This is a genomic window from Streptomyces sp. NPDC048255, assembly GCF_040652415.1.
Taxonomy (GTDB): Bacteria; Actinomycetota; Actinomycetes; order Streptomycetales; family Streptomycetaceae; genus Streptomyces.
The window spans coordinates 1-22780 of sequence record NZ_JBEZMA010000086.1; the positions used below are offsets into that span (position 1 = coordinate 1).

The 22780-nt window shown below is 70.5% G+C and carries 28 protein-coding genes; 11 read left to right on the forward strand and 17 right to left on the reverse strand.

Annotated elements, in window-relative coordinates; all coding sequences use genetic code 11:
• Positions 1 to 172 precede the first annotated feature (172 nt).
• The gene (locus AB0D94_RS35160; RefSeq protein WP_362061035.1) at positions 173 to 628 is read right to left on the reverse strand and encodes an Lrp/AsnC family transcriptional regulator; all 456 of its coding nucleotides are present in this window, start codon (positions 626 to 628) and stop codon (positions 173 to 175) included.
• Positions 629 to 751: 123 nt separating this feature from the next.
• Here AB0D94_RS35160 and AB0D94_RS35165 point away from each other — a divergent pair, with 123 nt between their 5' ends.
• Positions 752 to 886, forward strand: a complete 135-nt coding sequence (locus AB0D94_RS35165; RefSeq protein ID WP_362061116.1) for a hypothetical protein — start codon at positions 752 to 754, stop codon at positions 884 to 886.
• Here AB0D94_RS35165 and AB0D94_RS35170 read toward each other — a convergent pair.
• Positions 883 to 1596 (reverse strand): UbiX family flavin prenyltransferase, encoded by a 714-nt coding sequence (locus AB0D94_RS35170; protein WP_362061038.1) that lies wholly within the window; start codon positions 1594 to 1596, stop codon positions 883 to 885. The genes AB0D94_RS35165 and AB0D94_RS35170 overlap by 4 nt on opposite strands.
• Before the next feature lie 94 nt (positions 1597 to 1690).
• On the opposite strand from AB0D94_RS35170, the gene AB0D94_RS35175 reads away from it, so the two are divergent.
• Positions 1691 to 2290, forward strand: coding sequence for a rhomboid family intramembrane serine protease (locus tag AB0D94_RS35175; RefSeq protein ID WP_362061041.1), 600 nt, complete (start codon positions 1691 to 1693; stop codon positions 2288 to 2290).
• Here the strand turns inward: AB0D94_RS35175 and AB0D94_RS35180 are convergent.
• The 4 genes from AB0D94_RS35180 to AB0D94_RS35195 all read right to left on the reverse strand — a co-directional run bounded on the left by AB0D94_RS35180 (position 2283) and on the right by AB0D94_RS35195 (position 5848).
• Positions 2283 to 2867: a Uma2 family endonuclease gene (locus AB0D94_RS35180; protein ID WP_362061044.1), complete on the reverse strand. Its 585-nt coding sequence runs from the start codon at positions 2865 to 2867 to the stop codon at positions 2283 to 2285. The genes AB0D94_RS35175 and AB0D94_RS35180 overlap by 8 nt on opposite strands.
• 26 nt (positions 2868 to 2893) lie before the next feature.
• Positions 2894 to 3817, reverse strand: a complete 924-nt coding sequence (gene mqnP / locus AB0D94_RS35185) for a menaquinone biosynthesis prenyltransferase MqnP (RefSeq protein ID WP_362061047.1) — start codon at positions 3815 to 3817, stop codon at positions 2894 to 2896.
• A gap of 103 nt (positions 3818 to 3920) precedes the next feature.
• Complete coding sequence (locus AB0D94_RS35190; protein ID WP_362061050.1) at positions 3921 to 4397, reverse strand: hypothetical protein; 477 nt, start codon at positions 4395 to 4397, stop codon at positions 3921 to 3923.
• Positions 4394 to 5848 carry a menaquinone biosynthesis decarboxylase gene (locus tag AB0D94_RS35195; RefSeq protein ID WP_362061053.1) on the reverse strand — a complete coding sequence of 485 codons (1455 nt, stop codon included), beginning with the start codon at positions 5846 to 5848 and terminating at the stop codon, positions 4394 to 4396. Before AB0D94_RS35195 ends, AB0D94_RS35190 begins: the two co-directional genes overlap by 4 nt.
• 88 nt (positions 5849 to 5936) lie before the next feature.
• On the opposite strand from AB0D94_RS35195, the gene AB0D94_RS35200 reads away from it, so the two are divergent.
• Positions 5937 to 6257 carry a PLD nuclease N-terminal domain-containing protein gene (locus AB0D94_RS35200; RefSeq protein ID WP_362061056.1) on the forward strand — a complete coding sequence of 107 codons (321 nt, stop codon included), beginning with the start codon at positions 5937 to 5939 and terminating at the stop codon, positions 6255 to 6257.
• 57 nt (positions 6258 to 6314) lie between these two features.
• On the opposite strand, the gene AB0D94_RS35205 is transcribed toward AB0D94_RS35200, so the two are convergent.
• Positions 6315 to 6692, reverse strand: coding sequence for a cupin domain-containing protein (locus tag AB0D94_RS35205; RefSeq protein WP_362061059.1), 378 nt, complete (start codon positions 6690 to 6692; stop codon positions 6315 to 6317).
• A gap of 172 nt (positions 6693 to 6864) precedes the next feature.
• Here AB0D94_RS35205 and AB0D94_RS35210 point away from each other — a divergent pair, with 172 nt between their 5' ends.
• Entirely contained in the window at positions 6865 to 7266 is a 402-nt protein-coding gene (locus AB0D94_RS35210; RefSeq protein ID WP_362061109.1) for a MarR family transcriptional regulator, read from the forward strand.
• 139 nt (positions 7267 to 7405) lie between these two features.
• On the opposite strand, the gene AB0D94_RS35215 is transcribed toward AB0D94_RS35210, so the two are convergent.
• The 8 genes from AB0D94_RS35215 to hemL all read right to left on the reverse strand — a co-directional run bounded on the left by AB0D94_RS35215 (position 7406) and on the right by hemL (position 15666).
• Positions 7406 to 7909: an SRPBCC domain-containing protein gene (locus tag AB0D94_RS35215; RefSeq protein ID WP_362061062.1), complete on the reverse strand. Its 504-nt coding sequence runs from the start codon at positions 7907 to 7909 to the stop codon at positions 7406 to 7408.
• A gap of 25 nt (positions 7910 to 7934) precedes the next feature.
• Positions 7935 to 9020, reverse strand: coding sequence for a c-type cytochrome biogenesis protein CcsB (gene ccsB / locus AB0D94_RS35220; RefSeq protein ID WP_362061065.1), 1086 nt, complete (start codon positions 9018 to 9020; stop codon positions 7935 to 7937).
• Complete coding sequence (locus AB0D94_RS35225; RefSeq protein ID WP_362061069.1) at positions 9017 to 10759, reverse strand: cytochrome c biogenesis protein ResB; 1743 nt, start codon at positions 10757 to 10759, stop codon at positions 9017 to 9019. Before AB0D94_RS35225 ends, ccsB begins: the two co-directional genes overlap by 4 nt.
• Before the next feature lie 13 nt (positions 10760 to 10772).
• On the reverse strand, positions 10773 to 11558 hold the full coding sequence (locus tag AB0D94_RS35230; protein ID WP_362061073.1) for a cytochrome c biogenesis protein CcdA: 786 nt from the start codon (positions 11556 to 11558) through the stop codon (positions 10773 to 10775).
• Positions 11559 to 11562: 4 nt separating this feature from the next.
• The gene (locus AB0D94_RS35235; protein ID WP_362061076.1) at positions 11563 to 12204 is read right to left on the reverse strand and encodes a TlpA disulfide reductase family protein; all 642 of its coding nucleotides are present in this window, start codon (positions 12202 to 12204) and stop codon (positions 11563 to 11565) included.
• A gap of 77 nt (positions 12205 to 12281) precedes the next feature.
• On the reverse strand, positions 12282 to 13496 hold the full coding sequence (locus AB0D94_RS35240; protein WP_362061079.1) for a hypothetical protein: 1215 nt from the start codon (positions 13494 to 13496) through the stop codon (positions 12282 to 12284).
• Positions 13497 to 13648: 152 nt separating this feature from the next.
• Positions 13649 to 14347 (reverse strand): histidine phosphatase family protein, encoded by a 699-nt coding sequence (locus AB0D94_RS35245; protein WP_362061082.1) that lies wholly within the window; start codon positions 14345 to 14347, stop codon positions 13649 to 13651.
• Positions 14344 to 15666, reverse strand: coding sequence for a glutamate-1-semialdehyde 2,1-aminomutase (gene hemL, locus AB0D94_RS35250; protein WP_362061085.1), 1323 nt, complete (start codon positions 15664 to 15666; stop codon positions 14344 to 14346). Before hemL ends, AB0D94_RS35245 begins: the two co-directional genes overlap by 4 nt.
• Positions 15667 to 15958: 292 nt before the next feature.
• Between hemL and AB0D94_RS35255 the strand changes: the two genes are divergently transcribed.
• On the forward strand, positions 15959 to 16396 hold the full coding sequence (locus AB0D94_RS35255; RefSeq protein ID WP_031145102.1) for a hypothetical protein: 438 nt from the start codon (positions 15959 to 15961) through the stop codon (positions 16394 to 16396).
• Positions 16397 to 17039: 643 nt separating this feature from the next.
• Positions 17040 to 18728 carry an ice-binding family protein gene (locus tag AB0D94_RS35260; protein ID WP_362061088.1) on the forward strand — a complete coding sequence of 563 codons (1689 nt, stop codon included), beginning with the start codon at positions 17040 to 17042 and terminating at the stop codon, positions 18726 to 18728.
• A 132-nt stretch (positions 18729 to 18860) separates the two neighbouring features.
• On the opposite strand, the gene AB0D94_RS35265 is transcribed toward AB0D94_RS35260, so the two are convergent.
• Complete coding sequence (locus AB0D94_RS35265; protein WP_362061091.1) at positions 18861 to 19763, reverse strand: helix-turn-helix transcriptional regulator; 903 nt, start codon at positions 19761 to 19763, stop codon at positions 18861 to 18863.
• Between the two features lie 391 nt (positions 19764 to 20154).
• Entirely contained in the window at positions 20155 to 20664 is a 510-nt protein-coding gene (locus tag AB0D94_RS35270) for a DUF5994 family protein (protein ID WP_362061094.1), read from the reverse strand.
• A 311-nt stretch (positions 20665 to 20975) separates the two neighbouring features.
• On the opposite strand from AB0D94_RS35270, the gene AB0D94_RS35275 reads away from it, so the two are divergent.
• From AB0D94_RS35275 to AB0D94_RS35295, 5 genes are all read left to right on the forward strand, one after another.
• On the forward strand, positions 20976 to 21551 hold the full coding sequence (locus tag AB0D94_RS35275) for a DUF5994 family protein (protein WP_362061097.1): 576 nt from the start codon (positions 20976 to 20978) through the stop codon (positions 21549 to 21551).
• Positions 21552 to 21556: 5 nt separating this feature from the next.
• Positions 21557 to 21745 carry a hypothetical protein gene (locus AB0D94_RS35280; RefSeq protein ID WP_362061100.1) on the forward strand — a complete coding sequence of 63 codons (189 nt, stop codon included), beginning with the start codon at positions 21557 to 21559 and terminating at the stop codon, positions 21743 to 21745.
• A gap of 94 nt (positions 21746 to 21839) precedes the next feature.
• Positions 21840 to 22106, forward strand: coding sequence for a hypothetical protein (locus tag AB0D94_RS35285; protein WP_362061103.1), 267 nt, complete (start codon positions 21840 to 21842; stop codon positions 22104 to 22106).
• Between the two features lie 44 nt (positions 22107 to 22150).
• Positions 22151 to 22423 carry a hypothetical protein gene (locus AB0D94_RS35290; protein WP_362061106.1) on the forward strand — a complete coding sequence of 91 codons (273 nt, stop codon included), beginning with the start codon at positions 22151 to 22153 and terminating at the stop codon, positions 22421 to 22423.
• Between the two features lie 217 nt (positions 22424 to 22640).
• The coding region (locus AB0D94_RS35295) for an NmrA family NAD(P)-binding protein (RefSeq protein WP_362061113.1) at positions 22641 to 22780 on the forward strand (140 nt) is incomplete at its 3' end.

A 22780-nucleotide genomic window follows, 5' to 3' on the forward strand; every position in this document is an offset into this window, starting at 1 on the left:
TCATCCGACTCGTAGAGGGCGACACCGTCCTCACGCGTCAGCCGCTCACCGGAACGGACCTTCTCCTCCAGCTCGCGCTTCAGCCCAGCGTCCATACCGGTGGCCCGCCTTCCTCTGTGTCTTCGTGTCCCGCAGCACGGTCCTGCTGCCTGCGACCCGACCAACCGTACTCTCAGCCCTCCTCGGGCAGTTCCCCGACCCGGTTCTCCCACTTCGTGGAGAGCACGATCGTGGTGCGGGTGCGCGAGACGCCCTTGGTGCCCGAGAGCTTGCGGATGATCTTCTCCAGCCCGTCCACGTCACTGGCGCGGACCTTGAGCATGAAGGAGTCGTCGCCGGCGATGAACCAGCAGTCCTCGATCTCCGCGAGGTCGCGCAGCCGCCGGGCCACGTCCTCGTGGTCCGCCGCGTCGGAGAGGGAGATGCCGATCAGCGCCGTGACGCCGAGGCCGAGCGAGGCCGCGTTCACGGTCGCGCGGTAGCCGGTGATGACGCCGGCCGTCTCCAGACGGTTGATCCGGTCGGTGACGCTGGGGCCGGAGAGGCCCACGAGACGGCCCAGTTCCGCGTACGAGGCACGGCCGTTCTCCCGGAGTGCCTGGATGAGCTGCCTGTCCACCGTGTCCATTTACGTGGAGCCTTCCATTATTCGGCGATCCTGCAAGTCTAGGTATAGAATCTAAGGCACACAGGGTCAACACCCTGTGAATCTTTTCAACAGATCAATGACGATCTTCAGGAGTGGTTCACCGTGTACACGATCGAGATGGCCTACGCGCACATGCGACAGCTCCAGGAGCTGGCCAACCGATCCCGTGCTCACCAGCCCGCCGCCGCGCACCGCGTGGACAAGACCCGCAAGCCGCTGTCGCGCAAGAAGGCCTAGTCACCGCCCCTTGCCCCCTCGGGAGGGCGAGGGCCCTCGGGCCCGCCCTCCCGCATCGCTCCACCGAGCTCTCCGTCCCAGCGGCGGTACAGCTGGTGCGGCACCCCTGCCGCGTCCAGCACCCGCCCCGCGACGAAGTCCACAAGATCCTGGATGTGCGTCGCGCCCGCGTAGAACGCCGGAGAGGCGGGCAGCACGATCGCGCCCGCCTCGTCCAGCGCCACCAGGTGCCTCAGCGTCTGCCCGTTCAGCGGGGTCTCCCGCACGGCCACCACCAGCTTGCGCCGCTCCTTGAGCGTCACGCTCGCCACGCGCTGGAGCAGGTCCTTCGACAGCCCGAGCGCCACCCCGGCCACGCAGGCCGTGGACGCGGGCACGATGAGCATCCCCTTGACGGGGTACGAGCCCGAACTCGGGCCCGCCGCCAGATCCCCGGCCCCCCAGTACCGGACATCGCCCGCGGGCGTCTCGAAGGTCCCCGGCTTGCCGTCGGCTCCGCGGGCCAGCCACTCCGTCAGGTCGTCCCGCCAGTGCGCGTCGCGGAAGGCGATCCCGGTCTCGTCCAGCAGGGTGAGCCGCGAGGCCCGGCTGACCACCAGGTCCACACTCTCCCCCGCCGCCAGCAGCCCGCGGATCACCGCCGCCGCGTACGGCGTCCCGGACGCCCCGGAAACCCCGACCACCCACGGGGTGCGCTTGCGCTCAGTCATACCTCCGAGACTATCCGGCCACCGCCGGCGGGCACTCGGTAAGGTGGCCGGACGTTCTCGGGGTGGAGCGCTACGAGGGCCACGTGGGGGCGAGATGAGCACGGCGACGGACCAGAGCTGGACACAGACCGATCGGGCGAAGGCGGCCGGAAAGCTGATGCTGGGCTGGGTGGCCCTGCTGTGGCTGATCGAGGCGATCGATCTCGCCACCGGGCACACGCTCGACGGGTACGGGATCGTCCCCCGCGAGGCGGACGGCCTCACCGGGATACCGCTGGCCCCCTTCCTCCACTTCGGCTTCGACCACGTGGCGGCCAACAGCGTCCCGCTGCTGGTCCTCGGTTTCGTGGCCGCCCTCAGCGGCATACGCCGGTTCCTGGTCGTCTGCACCGCCGTCGTCCTCGCGGACGGGCTCGGCGTGTGGCTGGTCTCCCCGTCCCACACCATCACGGCCGGCGCCTCGGGCCTGGTCTTCGGCCTGTTCGGCTACCTGCTGGTGCGCGGCTTCGTCGAGCGGCGGCCGCTGGGCGTCGTGGTGGGCGTGGTCATCGCCGCCGTCTGGGGCGGCTCGTTCTTCCTCGGGATCCTGCCGACCGACTCGGGCGTCAGCTGGCAGGGCCACCTCTTCGGCCTCCTCGCGGGCGCGGCGACGGCCGCGGCCCTCCCGCGCCGCCCGGCCCAGGCGCTCAGCTGACGGCCGAGGGGTCCACGGGCAGGGCCGAGGTGTCGACCGTCAGCTTGCCGAGGCCGGTCTCCACTACGACCGTGTCGCCGTACGGGATCACGTCCCGGCCCCGGTAGCCGTCCGGCCCGGGGTTCCACAGGGTCGTGCACTGGGCCTTGTACGGGTCGAAGATCAGGTAGTTCGGGATGCCCCGCCGGGCGTAGGCACGGTCCTTGACCTCGTAGCCGTTGCGGACGCTGCTCGGGGAGACGACCTCGATCGCGAACTCGACGAGGTCGGGCGGGTAGGCGCTGAGGTTCTTCGAAACCTCGGCCGCCGGGATCACCGCGAGATCGGGGCAGAACTCGTTGTCACCGTCGAAGGGGATCGCCACATCGCTCAGGAAGCCCCATGCGGCGGACATCTGGGGCTTCAGCGCACTCCACAAAGCCCAGATGGTCTCGTTGTGGTGCGGCTTCAGCGGACTCATCACGATGGCGCCCTCGACAATCTCCATCCGGTAGCCCGGGAACATGTCCTCGAACCGGCTGAGCTGTGAGTGCAGGCGGTCGCTCTCCGAGACGGTCACGTCGGCCTCCCTGTCCATGCACTCGATGGTAGGCCGCACGCCAGTTAAAAGGTCAGGCCCCGCACCGCGAGATCGAGAAGAGCGCACACGAAGAGGGCAATCCCGATGAAGCCGTTGACCGTGAAGAAGGCGCGGTTCAGGCGGGACAGGTCGTGCGGCGTCACGATGCTGTGCTCGTAGAAGAAGGCGCACACGACGATCAGCAGGCCCGCCCAGAAGAACATCCCCGCATCCGTGGCGAGGGCGTAGCAGACCAGCAGGGCCGTGGTCGCGACGTGCGCGGCGCGGGCGCCCCAGAGGGCGGCCGGGACGCCGAAGCGGGCCGGGACGGACTTGACGCCCTCCGCGCGGTCCGCGGCCACGTCCTGGGAGCCGAAGATCAGGTCGAAGCCGCCGATCCACACGCCGACGGCGAGGCCGAGGATCACCGCGTCCCAGGACCACTCGCCGGTCACCGCCAGCCAGGCCCCGACCGGGCCGATCGCCTGGGCCAGGCCGAGGATGGCGTGCGGGAAGTTCGTGAACCGCTTGCCGTACGGGTACACCACCATCGGGACCACCGCGAGCGGCGCCAGCATCAGGCAGAGCGGGTTGAGCAGCGCCGCCGAGCCGAGGAAGAAGACAAGTGCGATCCCCGCCCCGGTCCAGGCGGAGCGCACCGACACCGCGCCGGTGACCAGCTCGCGGCCGGCCGTCCGGGGATTGCGGGAGTCGATCTCGCGGTCGATGATCCGGTTCGCGGCCATCGCGAAGGTCCGCAGCCCGACCATGCAGACGGTGACGAGGAGCAGCTTGCCCCAGTGCACGGTCCGGTCGAGCTGGAACATGGCGGTGAGCGCGGCGATGTAGGCGAAGGGCAGCGCGAAGACCGAGTGCTCGATCATCACGAGCCGCAGGAAGGCCTTGACCTTCCCACTCGCCTGCGGCGCGGGCCCGGGCCCCACCACTCCGTCGGCGGTGGTCATCATGCGGGTTCCCTCCGGGATGGTTCGAGGTGGGCCGGCCGGTCGGCCACGGGGACCTCGCCACCGAGCGGCGGCTGCGACGGGAACACGGCGGCGGCGGTGGGGGTCACGCCAGGCTCTCGCGGAACTGCTCAAGGTCGGCCAGCAGGGTGGCGAGGGGCACCGGGTCCGTCTCCAGGATCAGGAAGGCCTCGGCGTCACCCTCGGGCGGGGTGATCCGGGCCGTGAACGCGTAGTCCTCGCCGACCGGGCGGGCGTCGAGCCGCAGGACGGCGCCGGCCTCGACGGTGAACCGCCCGCCGGCGGCGAGGGAGGCCCGCAGCCGCTCCGCGAAGTCCTCCGCCTCGGCGTCGCGCAGACCCGGCAGCTCGAAGCCGCCGCCTTCGCCCTGCGCGTCGTCCGCCCAGTCCAGCATCAGCGCCCAGACGTTGCCGGGGCCGGCGAACTCCTCGGGGGAGACGCCCGCCTCCTCGGCGGCCCGCCGGACGCCGGGGTCGGCCGGGTCGAGCTCCGGGCGTACGAGGGCCACGTACGTCTCGCCGCCGAGGAAGAGGGCCGGGCCGGCCATGGCGATCGGGCTCACAGGCCGTACTCCTTCCAGCGGCGGTCGACGAGGGCCGCGGTCGCCGGGTCGGACTCGACCATGTCGGGCCAGCCGCCGTCGCGGGTGTAGCCCTCCTCGGGGAGCTTCTTCGTGGCGTCGATGCCCGCCTTGCCGCCCCAGAACTGCTGGTACGAGGAGTGGTCGAGGTGGTCGACGGGGCCTTCGACGATCGTCAGGTCCCGGGAGTAGTCCGTGTTCCCCAGGGCGCGCCAGGAGACCTCGTGCAGGTCGTGGACGTCGCAGTCGGAGTCCACCACGATGATCAGCTTGGTCAGCGACATCATGTGCGCGCCCCAGACGGCGTGCATGACCTTCTGCGCGTGCTTGGGGTACTTCTTGTCGATCGAGACGATCGCGCAGTTGTGGAAGCCGCCCGACTCGGGCAGGTGGTAGTCCACGATGTCCGGGACGATGATCTTCAGCAGGGGCAGGAAGAAGCGTTCCGTCGCGCGGCCCAGCGGACCGTCCTCCGTCGGCGGCCGGCCGACGACGATCGACTGGAGCAGCGGGCGCTTGCGCATGGTCACGCAGTCGATCTTCAGCGCGGGGAAGGGCTCCTGCGGGGTGTAGAAGCCCGTGTGGTCGCCGAAGGGACCCTCCGGGAGCATCTCGCCGGGCTCCAGCCAGCCCTCGATCACGACCTCGGCGTTGGCCGGGACCTGGAGCGGGACGGTCTTGCAGTCGACCATCTCGATCCGCTTGCCCGCGACGAACCCGGCGAAGAGGTACTCGTCGATGTCGCCCGGCAGCGGCGCGGTGGACGCGTACGTCACCGCGGGCGGGCAGCCGAAGGCGATGGCGACGGGCAGCCGCTCGCCGCGCTTGGCGGCGACCGCGTAGTGGTTGCGGCTGTCCTTGTGGATCTGCCAGTGCATGCCGATGGTGCGCTTGTCGTGGCGCTGGAGGCGGTAGAGCCCGAGGTTGCGGACGCCGGTCTCGGGGTGCTTGGTGTGGGTCAGGCCGAGGTTGAAGAAGGAGCCGCCGTCCTTGGGCCAGGTGAAGAGGGCCGGCAGCTGGTCGAGGTCCACGTCGTCGCCGGTGAGGACGACCTCCTGGACGGGGGCGTCGCCCTTGATCTTCTTCGGCGGCACGTGGACCATCGAGCCGAGCTTGCCGAAGGCCTCGCGGACGCCGACGAAGCCCTGCGGCAGCTCGGGCTTCAGCAGGCCGCCGATCTTCTCGCTGATCTCGCCGTACGACTTGAGGCCGAGGGCCTTCAGCAGGCGGCGGTCGGTCCCGAAGACGTTCATGGCCAGCGGCATCGCCGAGCCCTTGACGTTCTCGAAGAGGAGGGCCGGGCCGCCCGCCTTGTTCACCCGGTCCACGATCTCGCCGATCTCCAGATACGGATCGACTTCGGCCTTGATGCGCTTGAGGTCGCCCTCCCGCTCCAGAGCCCGGAGCAGCGAGCGGAGATCGTCGTAAGCCATAGGGGTCAGTATCCGTCACCAACTACGCTGGAACAGTCACCGGGCCCCTTGCGGGCCGCCGCCACTGCCTGGGAGTCGGTTCCGCACCGTGCTGCGCTATCTGCCGTTCCTGCTGATCATCGGGCTGACCATCTATGCCTTCATCGACTGTCTGAACACCCCTGAAGAAGAGGTGAAACACCTTCCCAAAGTGGTCTGGGTGATCATCATCCTGCTCTTCTCGATCGTCGGTCCGGTGGTCTGGCTGTTCGCGGGCAAGACGCGCGCCGTGGCCGGTCCCGGCGGACGCGTCGGCGGCGGCGGCCGGGCGCGCCGCCCGCAGTGGGTGGCACCCGACGACAACCCGGAGTTCCTGAAGTCCCTGAAGGACGAACAGGACGACAAGGGCAAGGACAAGGGCAACGAATAGCCCGAGGCCCTGTCCGGGTGGACAGGGCCTCGGGGGCGTCTCGTCGATCAGGCCGGTTCACTGCGCCCAGGGCAGGACGCGGGTGCCCTCGGTGTCCGGGACGGAGGCCACCCCGTCCGCGCGCATGGCGACGTAGGCCTCCGCGTCCTCGGGGGCGTGCACCCGGCGCACCCCGTCCGGGGGCAGGACCAGGGTCTGGCCGGCGGCGACCGTCTCGGTGCGGCCGCCCTCCCAGGTGATCTCCAGCGAACCGGCGACGAGCATCCAGACCTGCTCGCGGCTGATGGAGTGGGCGGGGCCGGTGGAGCCGGCGGTCATGGCCACGTGCCAGGTGCTGAGCTCGGAGCTGCCCCGGCTGGGGGCGGCGAGGCCGGTCATGGTGGCGGCGCCCGGGGAAACGGTGAGGTGCTCGGGGGTCGTGGTGATCACATGCACGGCGGGGTCCTCGTCTTCGGTGCCGGTGGAACGTGAATATGAGACAAGCTGCTTTACTCGCAGGAATGAGTAAAGCAGCTTGTCTTGAGCGTGTCACCATGTTTCCGTGACCCGATACGAAGACGAGGACCGCATCGAGCTGATCTTCCAGCTCGGCCTGGGCTTCCAGCTGATGCTGGGCGAGTTCACCCGCCGGCTGGCCGAGGCCGGACACACCGGCCTGCGCCCCGTGCACGGCATGGCCTTCCAGGCCCTCAAGGGCACCGGCGCCACGGCCGTCGAGCTCGCCGAACGGCTGGGGGTGACCAAGCAGGCCGCCGGGCAGATCGTCGACGACCTGGAGAAGCGCGGCTACGTCCGCCGCGAGCCGCACCCCGAGGGCGGCCGCCGCAAGCTGGTGGTGCTGACCGGCGCGGCCGAGGCCCACCTCGCCGACGCGGGGCGGATCCTGCACGAGCTGGAGGCCGAACTCGGCCGCTCCGCGGACCTCGGCGTGCTGCGCGGCGAGCTCGGCCGCGTCGTACGGGCCCTGGGCGGGGAGGGCCCACTGCCCCCGCTGCGCCCGGTCTGGTGACTGCGGCCCCAGGCGCGCGGCAGGCGGAGGCGGCAGGCAGCAGGCAGCAGGCAGCAGGCAGCAGGCAGCAGGCAGCAGGCAGCAGGCAGCAGGCAGCAGGCAGCAGGCAGCAGGCAGCAGCATGCGCCGACGCCCGCGGCTACGTCTTGGAGAAGGCCGCGTAGGAGGCCCGTAGCTCCGCCCAGCGGGTGGCCGTCCAGGCGGCCCAGTCCACCGGGTGCCCGGCCAGCGCGGACTCCAGCAGTTCGAAGTGCGCGTGCCAGGCGGCGAGGCAGTCCAGGCGCTCGGAGTCCGGGCCGCCGCGTTCGTTGAGGAAGCGGATCACCGTGGAGTCGGTTCCCACCCGCTCCAGGTGGAAGCGGATCCGCCCGTGCTCGGCGACCGTGTACTCCACGACCCGCTCGACGTCCCAGGCGGTGACGTGCCCCGAGACGGCCGGACCGTCGTTCAGCCAGCGCAGCGTGACCGCCCCGCCGAGCCTGCGTTCCAGGACGTCGGCGGCGGCCAGCCAGCCGCGCAGGCCCTCCGGCGTGGTCAGGGCGGGCCACACCTCGTCGTCGGCGTGCGGCAGGTGCACTTCGAAGCGGAGCGACCAGCGGCCCTCGCCGCGGCTCTCGCTGGTGGCATGGCTCACAGGAGACATGCCACCAGCGTCCCACTCCCGCGGGTCAGACGCCCGAGTAGGAGTGCAGTCCGTTGAGGACCATGTTCACGCCGTAGTAGTTCCAGATCCAGCAGGCGAAGGCGAAGAGCGCGAGGTACGCGGCCTTGCGGCCCTTCCACCCGGCGGTGGCGCGGGCGTGCAGGTAGGCGGCGTACGCCACCCACGTCACGAAGGACCAGACCTCCTTGGGGTCCCAGCCCCAGTAGCGGCCCCAGGCGTCGCCCGCCCAGATCGCGCCCGCGATGATCGTGAAGGTCCACAGCGGGAAGACGGCGGCGTTGATCCGGTACGCGAACTTGTCGAGCGAGGCCGCGGAGGGCAGCCGCTCCATGACCGAGGTGCGCAGCCGGCCCGGTGTGCGGCCGAGCTCCAGGTGGTTCTCGTACGCGTCCCGGAACAGGTACAGCACCGTGGCGGCCGCGCCGATGTAGAAGACCGCGCCGCAGAAGATCGCGGTGGAGACGTGGATGTACAGCCAGTACGAGTCCAGGGCCGGGACCAGCTGGTCACTGGCGGTGTACAGCACCTTGACGGCGATGCCCAGGTCCAGCAGGACGCTGGTGACGAGGATCAGGCCGAGCCAGCGGACGTTCTTCTTCAGGGCCAGCAGGGCCAGGTACGCGCCCACGGCCACCGTCGAGAAGGTGATCGAGAACTCGTACATGTTGCCCCAGGGGGCCCGCTGCACCGACATCGCGCGGGCGACGACGCCGCCCGCCTCGATGAGGAAGCCGAGCGCGGTCAGCGAGATCGCGATCCGCCCGTACAGGTCGCCCTTGACGGTGCCGCCGGCGGCGCCCGGGCCGTCCGGGACGTCGCGGGTGCCGGCGGCGGAGCGGGTCACGACCCTGGGCTTGTCGAGGACGGCGGTGCCGCCTCCCTGCGTGCGCACCTGCACGGCGGGCGCGCCGGCGGAGGCGCCGCCGCCGGTCAGCGCGGCGGCCGTACGGCCCACCTTGCTGCGGCTGCCGAAGACCCACTCGGCGATGTGCGCGAGGAAGGCGAGCGTGTAGACCGCCATCGACGAATAGATCAGGACATTGCTGATCTCAGCCAGGTTCTCGTTGGCTGCGGCTGCGAGCGGCGTCATCCGCGCTCTCCTTCTTCGGCTTCGACTTCTTCAGCTTCGACTGGTTGGGGCGCCGAGGGCGCCTGCTCGTGCAGGGCGGCGGCGAGCACCGCCAGCTCCTCGGGGAGCCTGGCGGACTCGCTGCGGCCGAGGCCCGCCATCTCGACGACGGTCACGCCGTCCTTGCCGGGCACGGCGCGGACCCAGATCCGGCGGCGCCGGATGAACAGGGACGCGGCCAGTCCGCCGATGGCGGCGACCGCCCCCACGAGCGCGAGGGTGTTGCCGGGCTGCTGGGACACCTGGAAGGTGGCCCACCGCTCGATGCCCTCGAACTTCACCGTGCCCGCGCCGTCCGGCAGCGTCATCGACTCGCCGGGCAGCAGCTTCTGCTTGAAGAGCGCGCCGTCGGCGTCCTTGAACTCCTTCATCTTGGAGGTGTTCAGCTGGTACACGTTCTGCGGCAGACCCGAGTCCACGCCCAGGCTGCCGTGGTAGGCGCTCAGCGCGAGGACGGGGAACTCCAGCGCCGGGAACTGCGAGAGCATCGTGCCCTTGCCCTCGCCCGCGAAGGTCGGCACGAACATGGCGTTGAAGCCGAGCTGCTCCTTCTCCCCGCTCGCGTTGCGGTAGCCGTCCGTCACCTTGACGGCGCCCGAGGAGCTGAGGTTGTTGTCGAAGGGCAGCATCGGCACGGTGTCCTTGTAGACCACCTTGCCGCTGGGGTCGGTCACCGAGATGACCGGCGCGTAGCCGTGGCCGAGCAGGTAGACCTTGGCGCCGTCGACCTGGAGGGGCCGGTTGACCTCGATCTCCGCCTTCTTGGGCGCGCCGTCCGCGCCCTCGCTGTAGGTGACGTGCGCCTTGAACTCGCGCGCGGTGCCCTTCTGCGGGCCGGTCTTCTCGTACTCCGCGTCGAACCGGTCGAGCGTGAAGGAGAAGGGCGGCAGGTCGTCGGAGTCGAAGAGGCTGCCGGACTTGAAGTCGTCGTACTGGGTGAGCGTGTTCGCGAAGCCCTTGCCGCGCAGGACGAGCTTGCCGCCCTCGGACTTGAAGAGCTGTCCGGTGGCGAAGGCCACCAGGAGCACGATCAGGGCGATGTGGAAGGCCAGGTTCCCGGCCTCGCGCAGGTAGCCCTTCTCGGCGGCCACGGCGCCCGTGCCCGGCTCGGTGCGGAAGCGCCGCCCGCGCAGGAGCGTGCCGGCGTGCGCGAGCACGTCCTCGGGGGACTTCTCCGTACGCCACGTCGTGTACGCGGGCAGCCGGTCCAGCCGCTTGGGGGCGCCGGGCGGGCGGCCGCTGAGCTGGCCGACGAACTGCCAGGTGCGCGGCACGATGCAGCCGATCAGCGACACGAACAGCAGGATGTAGATCGCGGAGAACCACACCGAGCTGTAGACGTCGAAGAGCTGGAGCTTCTCGGCGACCGGGACCCAGAACTCGTTGTTGCGCTTCCAGTCCTCGACCTTCATCGCGTCGACCTGGGTCTGCGGGATGAGGGAGCCGGGGATGGAGCCCAGCGAGAGCAGGAAGAGCAGGATCAGCGCCACCCGCATGGAGGTGAGCTGGCGCCAGAACCAGCGGGCCCAGCCGATCACGCCGATGCCGACGGGCGCGGTCGGGCTGTCCTCCAGCGGGGCGGTCGAGAGCTGGGCGCCGGCCTCGCCGAGGGCGGGCTCGTGCTCGCGCCCGTGCTCCTGCCCGGCGGGACCCTCGGATCGGTGCGGCGCCTCGGTGGGCGCCTTGTCTGTCGTACTCATGTCCGTTTAGTCCTCAGATCCCCACCGTGAAGCCTTGGGTCCAGCTCTGCATGTCCGTGACGATGCTGTTCCACATTCCTGTGACGAGCAGGAGTCCGGTGAGGATCAGCATGCCGCCACCGATGCGCATCACCCATGCATAGTGCTTCTTCACCCAGCCGAATGCGCCGAGCGCCTTGCGGAAGGCGATCGCGGCGAGGATGAAGGGCAGGCCCAGGCCGAGGCAGTAGGCGACGGTCAGCAACGCACCCCGGCCCGCGCTCGCCTGGTCGAGGGAGAGGGTGGTGACGGCGGCGAGAGTCGGCCCCATGCAGGGGGTCCAGCCGACGCCGAAGAGGACGCCGAGCAGGGGCGCTCCGACGAGGCCCGCCGCCGGTTTCTTGTGGAAGCGGAACTCCCGCATCGTCAGACCCGGGATCGCCCCCATGAAGAAGAGACCCATGACGATCACCAACCCGCCCAGGACCCGGGAGATGATCTCCATGTTCTCGCGGAGGTTCTCTCCGAAGTAGCCGAAGAGCGCGCCCGTGGACACGAACACGGCGGTGAAGCCGGCGATGAACAGGCTCGCGCCCGCCAGCATCCGGCCGCGCCGCGCCTCGGCGAGGTCGGCGCCGCTGATGCCGGTCACGTAGGAGAGGTAGCCGGGGACGAGCGGGAGCACGCAGGGCGAGAGGAAGGAGACCAGTCCGGCGAGCACGGAGATGGGCAGGGCCAGCAGCAGGGCGCCGTTGAGGACGGTCGTGTTCACGCCGGTCTGTTCGGCGGCGAGGAGGAGCCCGGAGGCCGCGGTGACCACGAGGTCACTTCTCCGCGAGGAGGGGGTCGATCATCGAGCGCAGCTGCTCGTCGTTGATCGGGGCCGTGACGCGCGCGGCGATCTTGCCCTCCTTGTCGAGGACGAGCGTGGAGGGGATGGCGTTCGGGTTGAGCGAGCCCTTGGGGAAGCGGAGCATCAGTTTGCCGTCCGGGTCGAAGAGGCTCGGGTAGGTGATCCCGTAGTTCTCTTCGAAGGCGATGGCGTTCTGCTTGGTGTTGTCGCGGGTGTTGATCCCGACGAAGGCCACGGCCTCACCCGCGTCGGCCAGCTCCTTGGACACCTGCGCGAAGTACTTGGCCTCGCCGCGGCACGGCGGGCACCAGGAGCCCCACACGTTGAGGACGACGACCTTGCCCTTGAGGGTGGTGGTGTCGAGGGTCTTGCCGTCGACCGTCTCGCCGTCGAGCTTGGGGGCGTCGGTGCGCTCCCCGCGGGCGACGGTCGAGATGCCGCTGGGGCCCGTCACGTAGTTTCCGCCGGCGCTGCCGGAGGGCTTGTCGCCGTCCGAACCGATGCAGGACGTCAGCGTCATGGCGCCCGCGACGGTCACCGCGGTCAGCAGGACGGCGCGGCCGCGGGTCGAGCGGCAGCTACTACGGCGGACACGGGCGCGGCTAAGGCTCATGTGAAAAGTTTCGCATGGGCAATTTGCGGATTTACCGCACCCCCCGGAGGGGTGTGAAGGTCCTGGTCAGGCCCCGGTCACGGCGCGGCCAGGTACGTGGCCCAGCCACCGGTCGGCGGCCGGCCGGGCCCGAGGGCGCGGAGTTTGGTCAGTACCGCGGGGTCCTGGACGTCCAGCCAGTCCGTGAACTGCCGGAAGGATACGAGCCGTACATCCCTTTTGTCCGCCATGCCCTTGAGGGCTTCCTCGACGGCGTCCATGTAGATGCCGCCGTTCCATTCCTCGAAGTGGTTGCCGATGAAGAGCGGCGCGCGGTTGGTCTCGTAGGCCCGCCGGAAGCCGCCGAGGTAGGTGGCCGTGGCCTGGGTGCGCCAGGCCGGGTAGTTGGCGGGCACCCCCTTCGTGGTGTTCTTCGACTGGTTCGCGAGGATGTTGTAGTCCATGCTCAGCACCTCGAAGGAGTGCCCGGGGAAGGGCAGGGACTGGAGCGGCAGGTCCCAGACGCCCGACCTGCGCACCGGCCAGACCTGGAGGCCGCCGGGCGAGCTGGAGTCGTAGCGCCAGCCCAGGTTCTGGGCCGTCGGCAGCAGGTTGTCCCGGCCCAGGAGGCAGGGGGTGCGGGCGCCGGTCAGCTCCTTGCGGTAGTCGAAGGGCAGCGGGTCGAGGTCGGTGAAACCGGTGTGCGTGCGCCAGTTGGTGACGAAGGACACGGCCTGGTCGATCTCGCTCTCCCAGTCGGCCGGCGTCCACTTGCCGACGGATCCGGCACCGCCGCAGAAGTGGCCGTTGAAGTGGGTGCCTATCTCGTGGCCGTCGAGCCAGGCCTCACGGACGCACTTGAGGGTGGCGCGGATGTTCTCGTCCTTGAGGTAGCCGATGTCCGAGGCCCCGGCGGGGTTGTTCGGCGGCAGGTAGAGGCTCCGCTTCGACTCGGGCAGGAGGTAGATGCCGGAGAGGAAGAAGGTCATGGCCGCGCCGTGGTCCTTGGCGAGCTTGAGGAAGCGCGGGAAGAGGCCGTTGCCGACCTCTCCCGCGCCGTCCCAGCTGAAGACGACGAACTGCGGCGGGGTCTCGCCCGGCTGGAGGGGCACGGGCTTGTCCGGCTGGTGGGGCTGCGGGCCGGTGTCGGCGGTGGAGCCGTCGCCGATGGCCTTGGCAGGGGGCGCGCCGGACGCGGCGGGGCCCAGCGGGCCGGGCTTGCCCGGGCCGGATCCGCCGCCGCAGCCCGCGATGCCCGCGGCCGCGGCACCCAGTCCGAGCCCGAGCACTCCCCTTCGAGTGAAGTCGCGCATGTCACCGTCCCGTCGTCAGACTCCGCCAGACCAAAGACCCATGTTCGTTATATAAACGGACAATTAGCCTGAGCTTGTGCGCTGACACGGTGATTCCCGCGCGTCTTGTATTTATTTAGGCAAACCTGTAACAGATCGTCACAGAATGTGGATCAGGCGCCGAAGGCCTTGGACTTCCCCTTCACCGGCTTCGCCCCGGCCAGCAGGTGCGCCGGGACCAGGTCCCGGGCCGGTTCGCTGTAGCCCACCGACACCAGCTTGTCGCCCTGGTACGTGAACGACGTCAGCGAGGCCAGCGTGCACTGGCGGCGCCGCGGGTCGTGCCACAGCCGGCGCTTCTCCGCGAAGCTGCGCACGATCCAGATCGGCAGCTGGTGGCTGACCGCCACCGCCTCGCGCCCGCGGGCCGCGTCGCGCGCCGCCTCCAGCGCGCTCATCATCCGCACGACCTGCTCGACGTACGGCTCGCCCCAGGACGGCTTGAACGGGTTCGTCAGGTGCTTCCAGTTGCCCGGCTTGCGCAGGGCCCCGTCACCGACGCCGAAGGTCTTGCCCTCGAAGACGTTCTCCGCCTCCAGCAGCCGCCGGTCCGTGGCCAGGTCCAGGCCGTGGCTCTTGGCGATCGGCGAAGCCGTCTCCTGCGCCCGCTCCAGCGGGGAGGACACCACGTAGGCGATGTCCCGGTTCTCCAGGTGCTCGGCGACCCGGTCGGCCATCTGCCGGCCCAGCTCGGAGAGGTGGTAGCCCTCCCGGCGCCCGTAGAGGACCCCGTCCGGGTTGTGCACCTCACCGTGCCGCACCAGGTGGACGACGGTGATGTCCGGGGTGTCGGGGGTGTCGCTGCTGCTCATGCGGTGGCCTCCGCGGCCGCTCGGGCGGCGGCCGGCAGCGCCGCCGCGATGCGCTCGATCGCCCGCTCGTCGTGGGCGGTGGACACGAACCAGGACTCGAACGCCGACGGCGGCAGGTAAACGCCCTGCGCCAGCATCGAGTGGAAGAAGCCGTTGAAGCGGAAGCTCTCCTGCTTCTTGGCGTCGTCGTAGTTGCGCACCTCGTCCTCGGTGAAGAAGACGGAGAACATGTTGGACGCGGTCTGCAGCCGGTGCGCCACGCCCTCCTTGCTCAGCGCCGCGGTCACCAGCCCCTGGATCTCGGCCGACACCGCGTCGACCTTCTCGTACGCCGCCTCGTCGAGCAGGCGCAGCTGCGCGAGACCGGCGGCGGTGGCGATGGGGTTACCGGAGAGCGTGCCGGCCTGGTAGACGGGGCCCGCGGGCGCGAGGTGCCCCATGACGTCGGCGCGGCCGCCGAACGCCGCGGCCGGGAAGCCGCCGCCCATGACCTTGCCGAAGGTCATCAGGTCGGGCTCGACCCCGTCGACGCCGTACCAGCCGGCGCGGGAGGTCCGGAAACCGGTCATGACCTCGTCGGAGATGTACAGCGCGCCGTTCTCCCGGCACACGTCCGCGAGGCCCTGGTTGAACCCGGGCGCCGGAGTCACGACGCCCATGTTGCCGGGCGCGGCCTCGGTGATCACGCAGGCGATCTCGCCGGGGTGCGCGGCGAAGGCCGCCCGTACCGCGTCGATGTCGTTGTAGGGGAGCACGATCGTGTCCCCGGCCTGCGCGCCGGTGACCCCGGGGGTGTCGGGCAGGGCGAAGGTCGCCAGCCCGGAACCGGCGGCGGCCAGCAGCGCGTCCACGTGGCCGTGGTAGCAACCCGCGAACTTCACCACCTTGGCGCGGCCCGTGAAGCCGCGCGCCAGGCGGATCGCCGACATGGTGGCCTCCGTCCCGGAGGAGACGAGCCTCACCTGCTCCACGGGTGTGATGCGCGCGACGATCTCCTCGGCGAGCGCGACCTCGCCCTCGCCGGGCGTGCCGAAGGACGTGCCGCGGGCAACGGCTGCCTGGACGGCCTCGATCACGGCGGGGTGGGAGTGGCCGAGGATCATCGGCCCCCACGAGCACACGAGGTCGACGTACTCACGGCCGTCGGCGTCGGTGAGGTACGGACCGGTGCCGGACACCATGAACCGGGGCGTACCGCCCACGGCACGGAAGGCACGCACCGGAGAGTTCACGCCGCCGGGGGTCACGAGGGAAGCGCGCTCGAAGAGCGTCTGCGAAACTGGGGCTTCATACGGGTACGGGTAGCTCACACCAGCCATGGTCTCAGAGGCCGCGACAGACTTGCGGACGGGCGTTTCACCGCGCCGCCGCGGGGGAGGTCACTGCCATGATGATCAGGCTGCGTGGCGGGGGCCGCGGAGCCGGGGCAGGCAAGACCAGTCGGGTGGAGATATGCAACGCGGTGGTGGACCGGGCGAGGGTACGGACGGCCTGGATCCGCAGCGCGCCCGCGAGTCCCGCCGCCGGGGCAAGCACCGCCGCGCCGCAGAGGCGGCCGACGCGGTGCCCGGGCCCACGCAGCCGCTGGACGGCCTGCCGAGGGGTCGGGGCATGGGAGTGACGTACAAGTACTTCGGCGCCCCCGACGGCGCGACGGCCGCCCGGGTCCCGGTCACGATGCGCCCGGAGGAGCTCGGCGGCGACGAGCTCGGCATGGGCGGCCTGTTCACCAAGATCAAGCCGGAGACGGTGGCCGCGATGGTCCTGACCGGCATCGAGGGCATACCCCTCCACAAGGTGCCCCCGCTGGAACTGGTCGTCCTCCACCCCGACTACGCCGTGGTGAAACTCCCCATGACGGTCGTCGACCCGCTGCGCGGGATCGGCGAGGAATCGGTGGGCGCGGCCGCCTTCATCTGGTCCACGGTCCCGGACCGCGGCGGCCCGCGCGACGCGTTCAACGTCTACCAGCTGCTCCACGAGTGGCAGGACTTCTCCAACCGCCTCCACGAAGCCGGGCACCAGCCGTACTGCCTGGTCTGGCCCTGACCCGGTCCCGACCTGGCCTTTCGCGGACCTCGGGCGGCCCTCCACGGGGGCTGCCTCTGCGGGGGCTGCCCCGCCTTGGACGGAAGTCGCCCATCAGGCGGCCGGGGCACATTGACGGCACACCGCTGAGGACTGCGCCCGGGCTCCGCCGTGCGCCCGGAGCCCCCGGTGCCGTCGTCGCGCGCGACGCGTAGGCCGAGCCCGCCGGAAGAGACGCGCTCCACTGAGTACGCGCGCCCCCGCCCCCGGCAGAAGCACCGCGACAGCCTCCGGACGACCACCTCACGGCAGTCCGCCTACCGGGCAGGCACGGCAAGCGCGGTGGTACGTGTGACTTCCCGACATCACCTCACTCACATAGACCATTTTTTCCGATTTACGATCTATTGCAGGGAAATATGCGTGACTACTCCCACGTGACGGCGTATCACTACCTCGGGCAGAGAGTCGCTCTCGGTCCCCGCTCAGGGGAGCCTGCGCCGGCGCGCGCGGGCAGGGGGCTTGCGGCCCGGAGCCGCCATCATCGCGGGCGCTCGGAATCCTCCTCCGGGAGGAGGACTGAGCCCGAAGCAACAAGAAAGGTCCTGCTATGGCATTGAATGTCATCCGGTCGGGTCCACCCGACACAAGGCCTCAGCGCAATATGCTCAAACGGACAGCCCTCGCTATGTTCCCGGCGGCGCTGCTGGCGGCCTCGGCCACCCTGCCCTCAAGCCTCGCCCACGCTGCAGAAGCCCCCGTGTTGCTGGGGACCACCGCCAGTTACGGGGTCCTGGCCGGTTCGACGGTCACCAACACGAACGACACCGTCATCAACGGCGACCTGGGGCTCTATCCGGGCACAGACGTGACCGGCTTCCCGCCCGGCATCGTCAACGGAGTGACGCGCGTAGCCCCCAACGCCGCCGCCGCTCAGGCGAAGTCCGACCTCGTCGTCGCCTACGACGACGCGGCAGGCCGGGGGCCCGGGACCATTCTCGCTTCGGACGAGATCGGCGGACTGACGCTGGCGCCCGGCGTCTACACGGCCCCGGCGTCCCCGCCGTCCCTGCAACTCACCGGGACGGTCACCCTCGACGGCCAGAACGACCCCAACTCCGTCTTCATCTTCCGGATCCCCTCGACCCTGACCACGGCTTCGTCGAGTTCCGTGGCCTTCATCAACGGAGCAAATGCCTGCAACGTGTTCTGGCAGGTGGGCAGCTCCGCCACCCTCGGCACGACCACCCAGTTCAAGGGCACCATCCTGGCCATGCAGTCCATCACGCTGAACAACAGCGCCGTGATCGAAGGCCGCGCCCTGGCGCGTGAGGCCGCGGTCACGATGGACAACAACACCATTACGGTGCCGACCTGCGCCGCCGGCCCGCCCGGACCTCCCGGACCTTCCGGACCTCCCGGGCCGCCCGGACCGACGGGGTCGCCCGGTCCGACGGGTGAGCCCGGCCCCACCGGCTCGCCCGGCCCCACCGGCTCGCCCGGCCCGACCGGCGCCCCCGGCCCGACCGGCAGCCCTGGCGCCCCCGGCCCGACCGGCGCCCCCGGCCCGACGGGCAGCCCTGGTGCTCCCGGTGCCCCCGGCCCTGACGGCAGCCCTGGCGCCCCCGGCCCGACGGGCGCCCCCGGCCCGACGGGCAGCCCTGGTGCTCCCGGTGCCCCCGGCCCTGACGGCAGCCCTGGCGCCCCCGGCCCGACGGGCGCCCCTGGCCCGACCGGCAGCCCAGGCGCTCCCGGTGCCCCCGGCCCCGACGGCGCACCCGGACCCACCGGTTCTGCCGGACCCGCAGGACCCGCCGGCCCTGCCGGACCCACTGGTTCCGCCGGCCCTGCCGGACCCACCGGACCCGCGGGACCCACCGGACCCGCCGGACCCAAGGGGCCTCGCGGTGACAAGGGCGAAAAGGGTGACTCGGGCGATCACGACCACGGTCACGGTCACGACGACGAGGGTGACGAGGGCGAGCACGGTCGCGACGACGACCACGGCAGGCCCGGCCACGGTCACGACGACAACGACCACGGCAGGCCCGGCCACGGTCAGGACGGCCCCGACCAGGGCAAGCCCCCGTGGGCCGACTTCCTGCCGGGCGGCCTCGATGACGCCCTGGGCCCGTTCCGTCCCGGCCACGACGCCAAGAGCGTCAACTTCACCCACGTGAGTGCCGCCACCGACCGGCAGCCGAAGGCGGCTTCGCCGGATCTCGCCGCGACCGGCTCGGACAGCGAGGCCGCCATCATGGCCGCCACTGCCGCCGCGCTGGCATTCATCGGAGGTTCGGCCTTCTTCGCCATGAAGAGGACCCGGCGGGGTACGGCAACCCGACAGGACTAGCCCATCGCAGGCGTGACCGTCTACCCTCCCCTCACCGAGGGGCCCGCCTGATCCGCCGTTCGGCGGCTGAGCCCCTGGACACGTCGTCCAGGGGCTCAGTGGGAATCGCGAGTGATCAGCACCGGAAGACGGTCAAGCGTTCGACAGGGACGGCGTGCGGGCGTCCGGCCTGAGCTCCGTGCCCGCGTACGCCTCGACGGCTTCCTCGATGAAATTCCGGGTACTGCCCGGGCTCAGCGCCTGGGCCTGCAAGTGCGCGTACATGTCGCTGTAGCGTCGCACGTCGGATCGTTTCTCCAGATAGAGGTCGCTGGTGAACCTCTCCAGATACACCACGCTCCCATCGGTGGCGTCGGCGAACTCGAGCAGCGAGAACTGTCCCGAGACGCCCGGGTGCGCACCCACATCGTGAGGGAGAACCTGCATGGTGATGTGCGGCCGGGCGCTGAGGTGGGTCAGATGGACCAGTTGGTCGCGCATGACCTCGCGGCCGCCCACGACGCGCCACAGCGCCGATTCGTCCAGCACGACCCATAAGCGCAGCGGGTTGCCCGGGGCGCGCAGCCGGTCCTGGCGGCGCATCCGCACCTGGAGGCGTGTGGCGGCCTGTTCGGCAGTGGCGTGAGGGATCGTTCCTGCGATGACCGCCCGCGCATAGGCGGGGGTCTGCAGCAGGCCGGGGATCACCAGAGGCTCGTAGATTCGGAGCGCGGCGGCATCGGCCTCCAGGCCGATGTAGGCCCCGTAGGGGATGTCGTCGTAGGCGTTCCACCAGCCCTGCTGACCCGATTCCCTGGCCATCTGCATCAGATGGTCAACGCGCCGCTGATCCCGGACTCCGTACAGCCCGCAGAGATCTCGCACATCGCGCGGCTTGATGAGGCGGCGGCCGTTCTCCAGCAGACTGATCTTGGGCTGCGAGATCAGCAGGCTTGCCGCCACCTGCTGCGTCGTCATACCGCTGATCTCCCGGAGCCGACGTAGCTCCGACCCCAGTCGGCGCCTGCTGACGGTGGGATTGACAGTGACACCCACGGGGCGTACCTCCGCTCCAAGAACCTTGCGCTGACATGCAGATTGCCACGGCCAGGGCAGTCGGACGCTCCTTGACTCCACGTCGTGCACGGTGATTCGCGCCGGGCACCGAGCGACCTGAACGTCGTTTTGCATATCACCCGACTGCGCGCGTTTCCGGTTGTAACAAATAAGCGAATGGGGTCATCTCCCCAATGAACCGCAATTCGATAGAGGCTTCTGCGTGCGACGAGCCCCAGGCGTAGCATGACAAATGGGTTACTGCACTCTCACGTGCGGCGGCCCGGAAGGGCGGCCCCGGCGTGTGAATGTGCCGGGGCCGTTGTGTGGGCGTGGTCCCGGCGCAGGGAGCGACGCATCACCATCCTGCTCGCAATGGCCGCCGTGGCCATCAGGGTCGGGCTGCCGGGTCGGCGGCGCCGTCGCCCTCGGGTTCGGGTGTGGCGGCGACGAGGATCTGAGCGGCCTGGGTGATGTTGTCGGCACGGACGGCCCGGGCCATCGCTTCGCGGGCTGCATCGGCGGTGGTGTTTGGCGGAACCACCAGCAGGGCGAAGTGGTCGTTGTCGCCACGGGTGATGAGGACGGTGTCGTCGCCGACCGGGTCGGAGTCGAGGTGCACGACCCGGCCATCGATGACCAGGCGGGGCGGGAGGCTGTTCCAGGCCGATGCGTCCATGCCCACGCGGGTGATCGGTCCGAGGTACCCGGTCAACACGCTGATCAGCGCGGGCAGCTCGGTCTCGATCGCGCGCGTGCGCGGCCACCACGCGCCGTCCATGAGCCCCTCCCGGGACCGCGTGGTCTCCAGCCGGAGCAGGGCCGTACCGGGTTTGATCGCCCGGTGGATCGCATCCGGCAGCAGCAGTGGAGGCTTGTGGGGGGAGCCGGAGTCAGCCATGTGGGTCCGCCCGTCTACGGGGGTTCGGCCGTCCCTCTTCGCAGGTCGGCGACGATGCCGGTGCGGCCGGGGAGCCTTGCGAGCCTGCCGTCGTTCCACGGTACTCCCGCCGCCCGTGCCGCCGCCCTCTACAGCGCACCCGTTCCACTGCCCGCCGGAAAATGCCTGGTCATACCGGTCAGAGTCGGCCGAACAGGCGTACGATGAAAGCACCGGGAGTACTTCGCACACCGGCTTTCACGCGGGTGTCATTTCCGGCGATCGCCTCAAAACCGGGCTGCCGACGGGCAGTCCGGGGGCAGGTCCGCACCATGACCACCACCCTCGACCGGACCGCGCCCCGCGACCTCGCCGCAGAGCTCCCGACACGCGTGTCCCTCACCCCGAAGACCACCCTCGCCGGCCAGCTGGACGGGGCCTGGTGGCCCCGTTCCCGCGACCTCGCAGTCGAGCTTCCGCCGCTCGCCGCGGCTCTGGAGGAACCCTGGGGGCGCGTCACACGCGTCACCGTGAACCCCACCCGCTGGCAGGTCGTACCGCACACGGTTCCCGTGGACGGGCGCACGCTGCACGTGGGCTGGTTCACCGAACAGGACCCCGACAAGCTGATCCTGCTCTCCTACACCGTCGGCCGCTGGGACCTCCTCGTCATCCCGCCCGAGACCGCACCCGCAGCTGCGGCCCGCTTGATGGCCGCCGCCGCGATCCCGGGCAGCGTCCTCACCGCAGGCGTCCTGATGGCCAACGAGGCCGCCGTCGGGCGCGGCATCCGGGACGCCCGGCGCCGGGAAGCCACCTGGGAGGGCGAGGGCGGGGCCTGTATGTCCCCCTTCGGGGAGTCGATGGACCGAACCGCCCTCCCGCTGCCCGGAAACGGCTGGCGGTGAGCTCCGTGGAGACCATCGTCCTCATCGCAGTGATCATCCTCGCGACCGGCGTCGGAATGCGCCTGATCCACCTGCTCAACGCCCAGCACGACGCACGGATCGCGGCCTACCACTTCAGCAACCCCCTCCCGAGGCCTCCCGGTCAGCCGGACGACATCGGTCGTCGAGCCCACCACAGAGATGCCGACCGGTGAGGAACAGACCTTCCTCCGACCGGGGCAGCGGGCGGGGCGCCACGGCGCCCCCGCCCGTCGGCTCCTCGCCCACTCCGAAAGGGAACACGCCCACGTGAAGTACATCGAGACCCAGACGCCGCCGTCGCTCAAGCACACCGAGGTCCGGATCATCGCGCACACACCCGAAGCCGCCCGAGCGGTCGCGGAGACGCTCCGCCGCTGCTTCGCCGGCACGGAGCAGCGCAGCTATCCCGGCCTCGACGGCGGCACCCGCCTCCACCTCACCGTGGACACCGCCGCACCGGCCGGCCCCGCCAGGTCCTGGCTGGCCGCCAGCAGGACCCCCGTCGGCGCCGGCGCCCACTCCGACGAGACCTGAGAGCCCCGCCCCGGAGCCCACCCCGCACGCGAGAGGACGCGGTCATGGCCACGCTGCGCGAACGCAAGACCTACCGCGAACAGGTGCTCCGGGTCCTGTACGAAGCCGTCGAAGGCAACCGCCTCCTCGGCATCACCGGGGCACAGCTCCGGCGCGACCTCCACGTGCCTGAAGAGGATCTGGCCGCCGCCTGCACCTACCTGGCGGGCGAAGGGCTGATCACCGTCGACTGGGAACCGGGCAACACCCCCGCGATGGTCACCCTCACCCACGCGGGAATCCGCCGCATGGAGACCGAGGAGGAAGAGCGGGGCTGACCCTCCCGGCACGCGTGACGAGGACCTGGCGCCTCAGTACCAGCGCCTGAATTCCGCGCCCCGGCAGAGCCGGCACAGGGCCCCGATCTCTCGAACGGAAATTCGATGATGCACGCCGGTCACACTCTCCGCACCCCAGCCGTCAGGGAGGCAGAACACCAGAACGGCTGACGAGACCGGGGCACCCCCGGTCCTCACACCCAGGGGAGAAGAAGCCATGACCGCACCCATCCTGGTCACCGGCGGCACCGGCACGCTCGGCAAGCACGTCGTCCCCCTCCTGCGGGCGGCCGGCCACGACGTACGCGTCCTGTGCCGGACCCCGCGCGAGAACACCACCGGCATCGAGTACTTCGC

Coding starts and splice junctions, on each gene's coding strand:
- AB0D94_RS35160 (WP_362061035.1), bottom strand. CDS start 628: ATGGACACGGTGGACAGGCAGCTCATCCAGGCACTCCGGGAGAACGGC.
- AB0D94_RS35170 (WP_362061038.1), bottom strand. CDS start 1,596: ATGACTGAGCGCAAGCGCACCCCGTGGGTGGTCGGGGTTTCCGGGGCG.
- AB0D94_RS35175 (WP_362061041.1), top strand. CDS start 1,691: ATGAGCACGGCGACGGACCAGAGCTGGACACAGACCGATCGGGCGAAG.
- AB0D94_RS35180 (WP_362061044.1), bottom strand. CDS start 2,867: ATGGACAGGGAGGCCGACGTGACCGTCTCGGAGAGCGACCGCCTGCAC.
- mqnP (WP_362061047.1), bottom strand. CDS start 3,817: ATGATGACCACCGCCGACGGAGTGGTGGGGCCCGGGCCCGCGCCGCAG.
- AB0D94_RS35195 (WP_362061053.1), bottom strand. CDS start 5,848: ATGGCTTACGACGATCTCCGCTCGCTGCTCCGGGCTCTGGAGCGGGAG.
- AB0D94_RS35210 (WP_362061109.1), top strand. CDS start 6,865: ATGCTGGGCGAGTTCACCCGCCGGCTGGCCGAGGCCGGACACACCGGC.
- AB0D94_RS35215 (WP_362061062.1), bottom strand. CDS start 7,909: ATGTCTCCTGTGAGCCATGCCACCAGCGAGAGCCGCGGCGAGGGCCGC.
- ccsB (WP_362061065.1), bottom strand. CDS start 9,020: ATGACGCCGCTCGCAGCCGCAGCCAACGAGAACCTGGCTGAGATCAGC.
- AB0D94_RS35225 (WP_362061069.1), bottom strand. CDS start 10,759: ATGAGTACGACAGACAAGGCGCCCACCGAGGCGCCGCACCGATCCGAG.
- AB0D94_RS35235 (WP_362061076.1), bottom strand. CDS start 12,204: ATGAGCCTTAGCCGCGCCCGTGTCCGCCGTAGTAGCTGCCGCTCGACC.
- AB0D94_RS35240 (WP_362061079.1), bottom strand. CDS start 13,496: ATGCGCGACTTCACTCGAAGGGGAGTGCTCGGGCTCGGACTGGGTGCC.
- AB0D94_RS35245 (WP_362061082.1), bottom strand. CDS start 14,347: ATGAGCAGCAGCGACACCCCCGACACCCCGGACATCACCGTCGTCCAC.
- hemL (WP_362061085.1), bottom strand. CDS start 15,666: ATGGCTGGTGTGAGCTACCCGTACCCGTATGAAGCCCCAGTTTCGCAG.
- AB0D94_RS35255 (WP_031145102.1), top strand. CDS start 15,959: ATGGGAGTGACGTACAAGTACTTCGGCGCCCCCGACGGCGCGACGGCC.
- AB0D94_RS35260 (WP_362061088.1), top strand. CDS start 17,040: ATGCTCAAACGGACAGCCCTCGCTATGTTCCCGGCGGCGCTGCTGGCG.
- AB0D94_RS35270 (WP_362061094.1), bottom strand. CDS start 20,664: ATGGCTGACTCCGGCTCCCCCCACAAGCCTCCACTGCTGCTGCCGGAT.
- AB0D94_RS35275 (WP_362061097.1), top strand. CDS start 20,976: ATGACCACCACCCTCGACCGGACCGCGCCCCGCGACCTCGCCGCAGAG.
- AB0D94_RS35290 (WP_362061106.1), top strand. CDS start 22,151: ATGGCCACGCTGCGCGAACGCAAGACCTACCGCGAACAGGTGCTCCGG.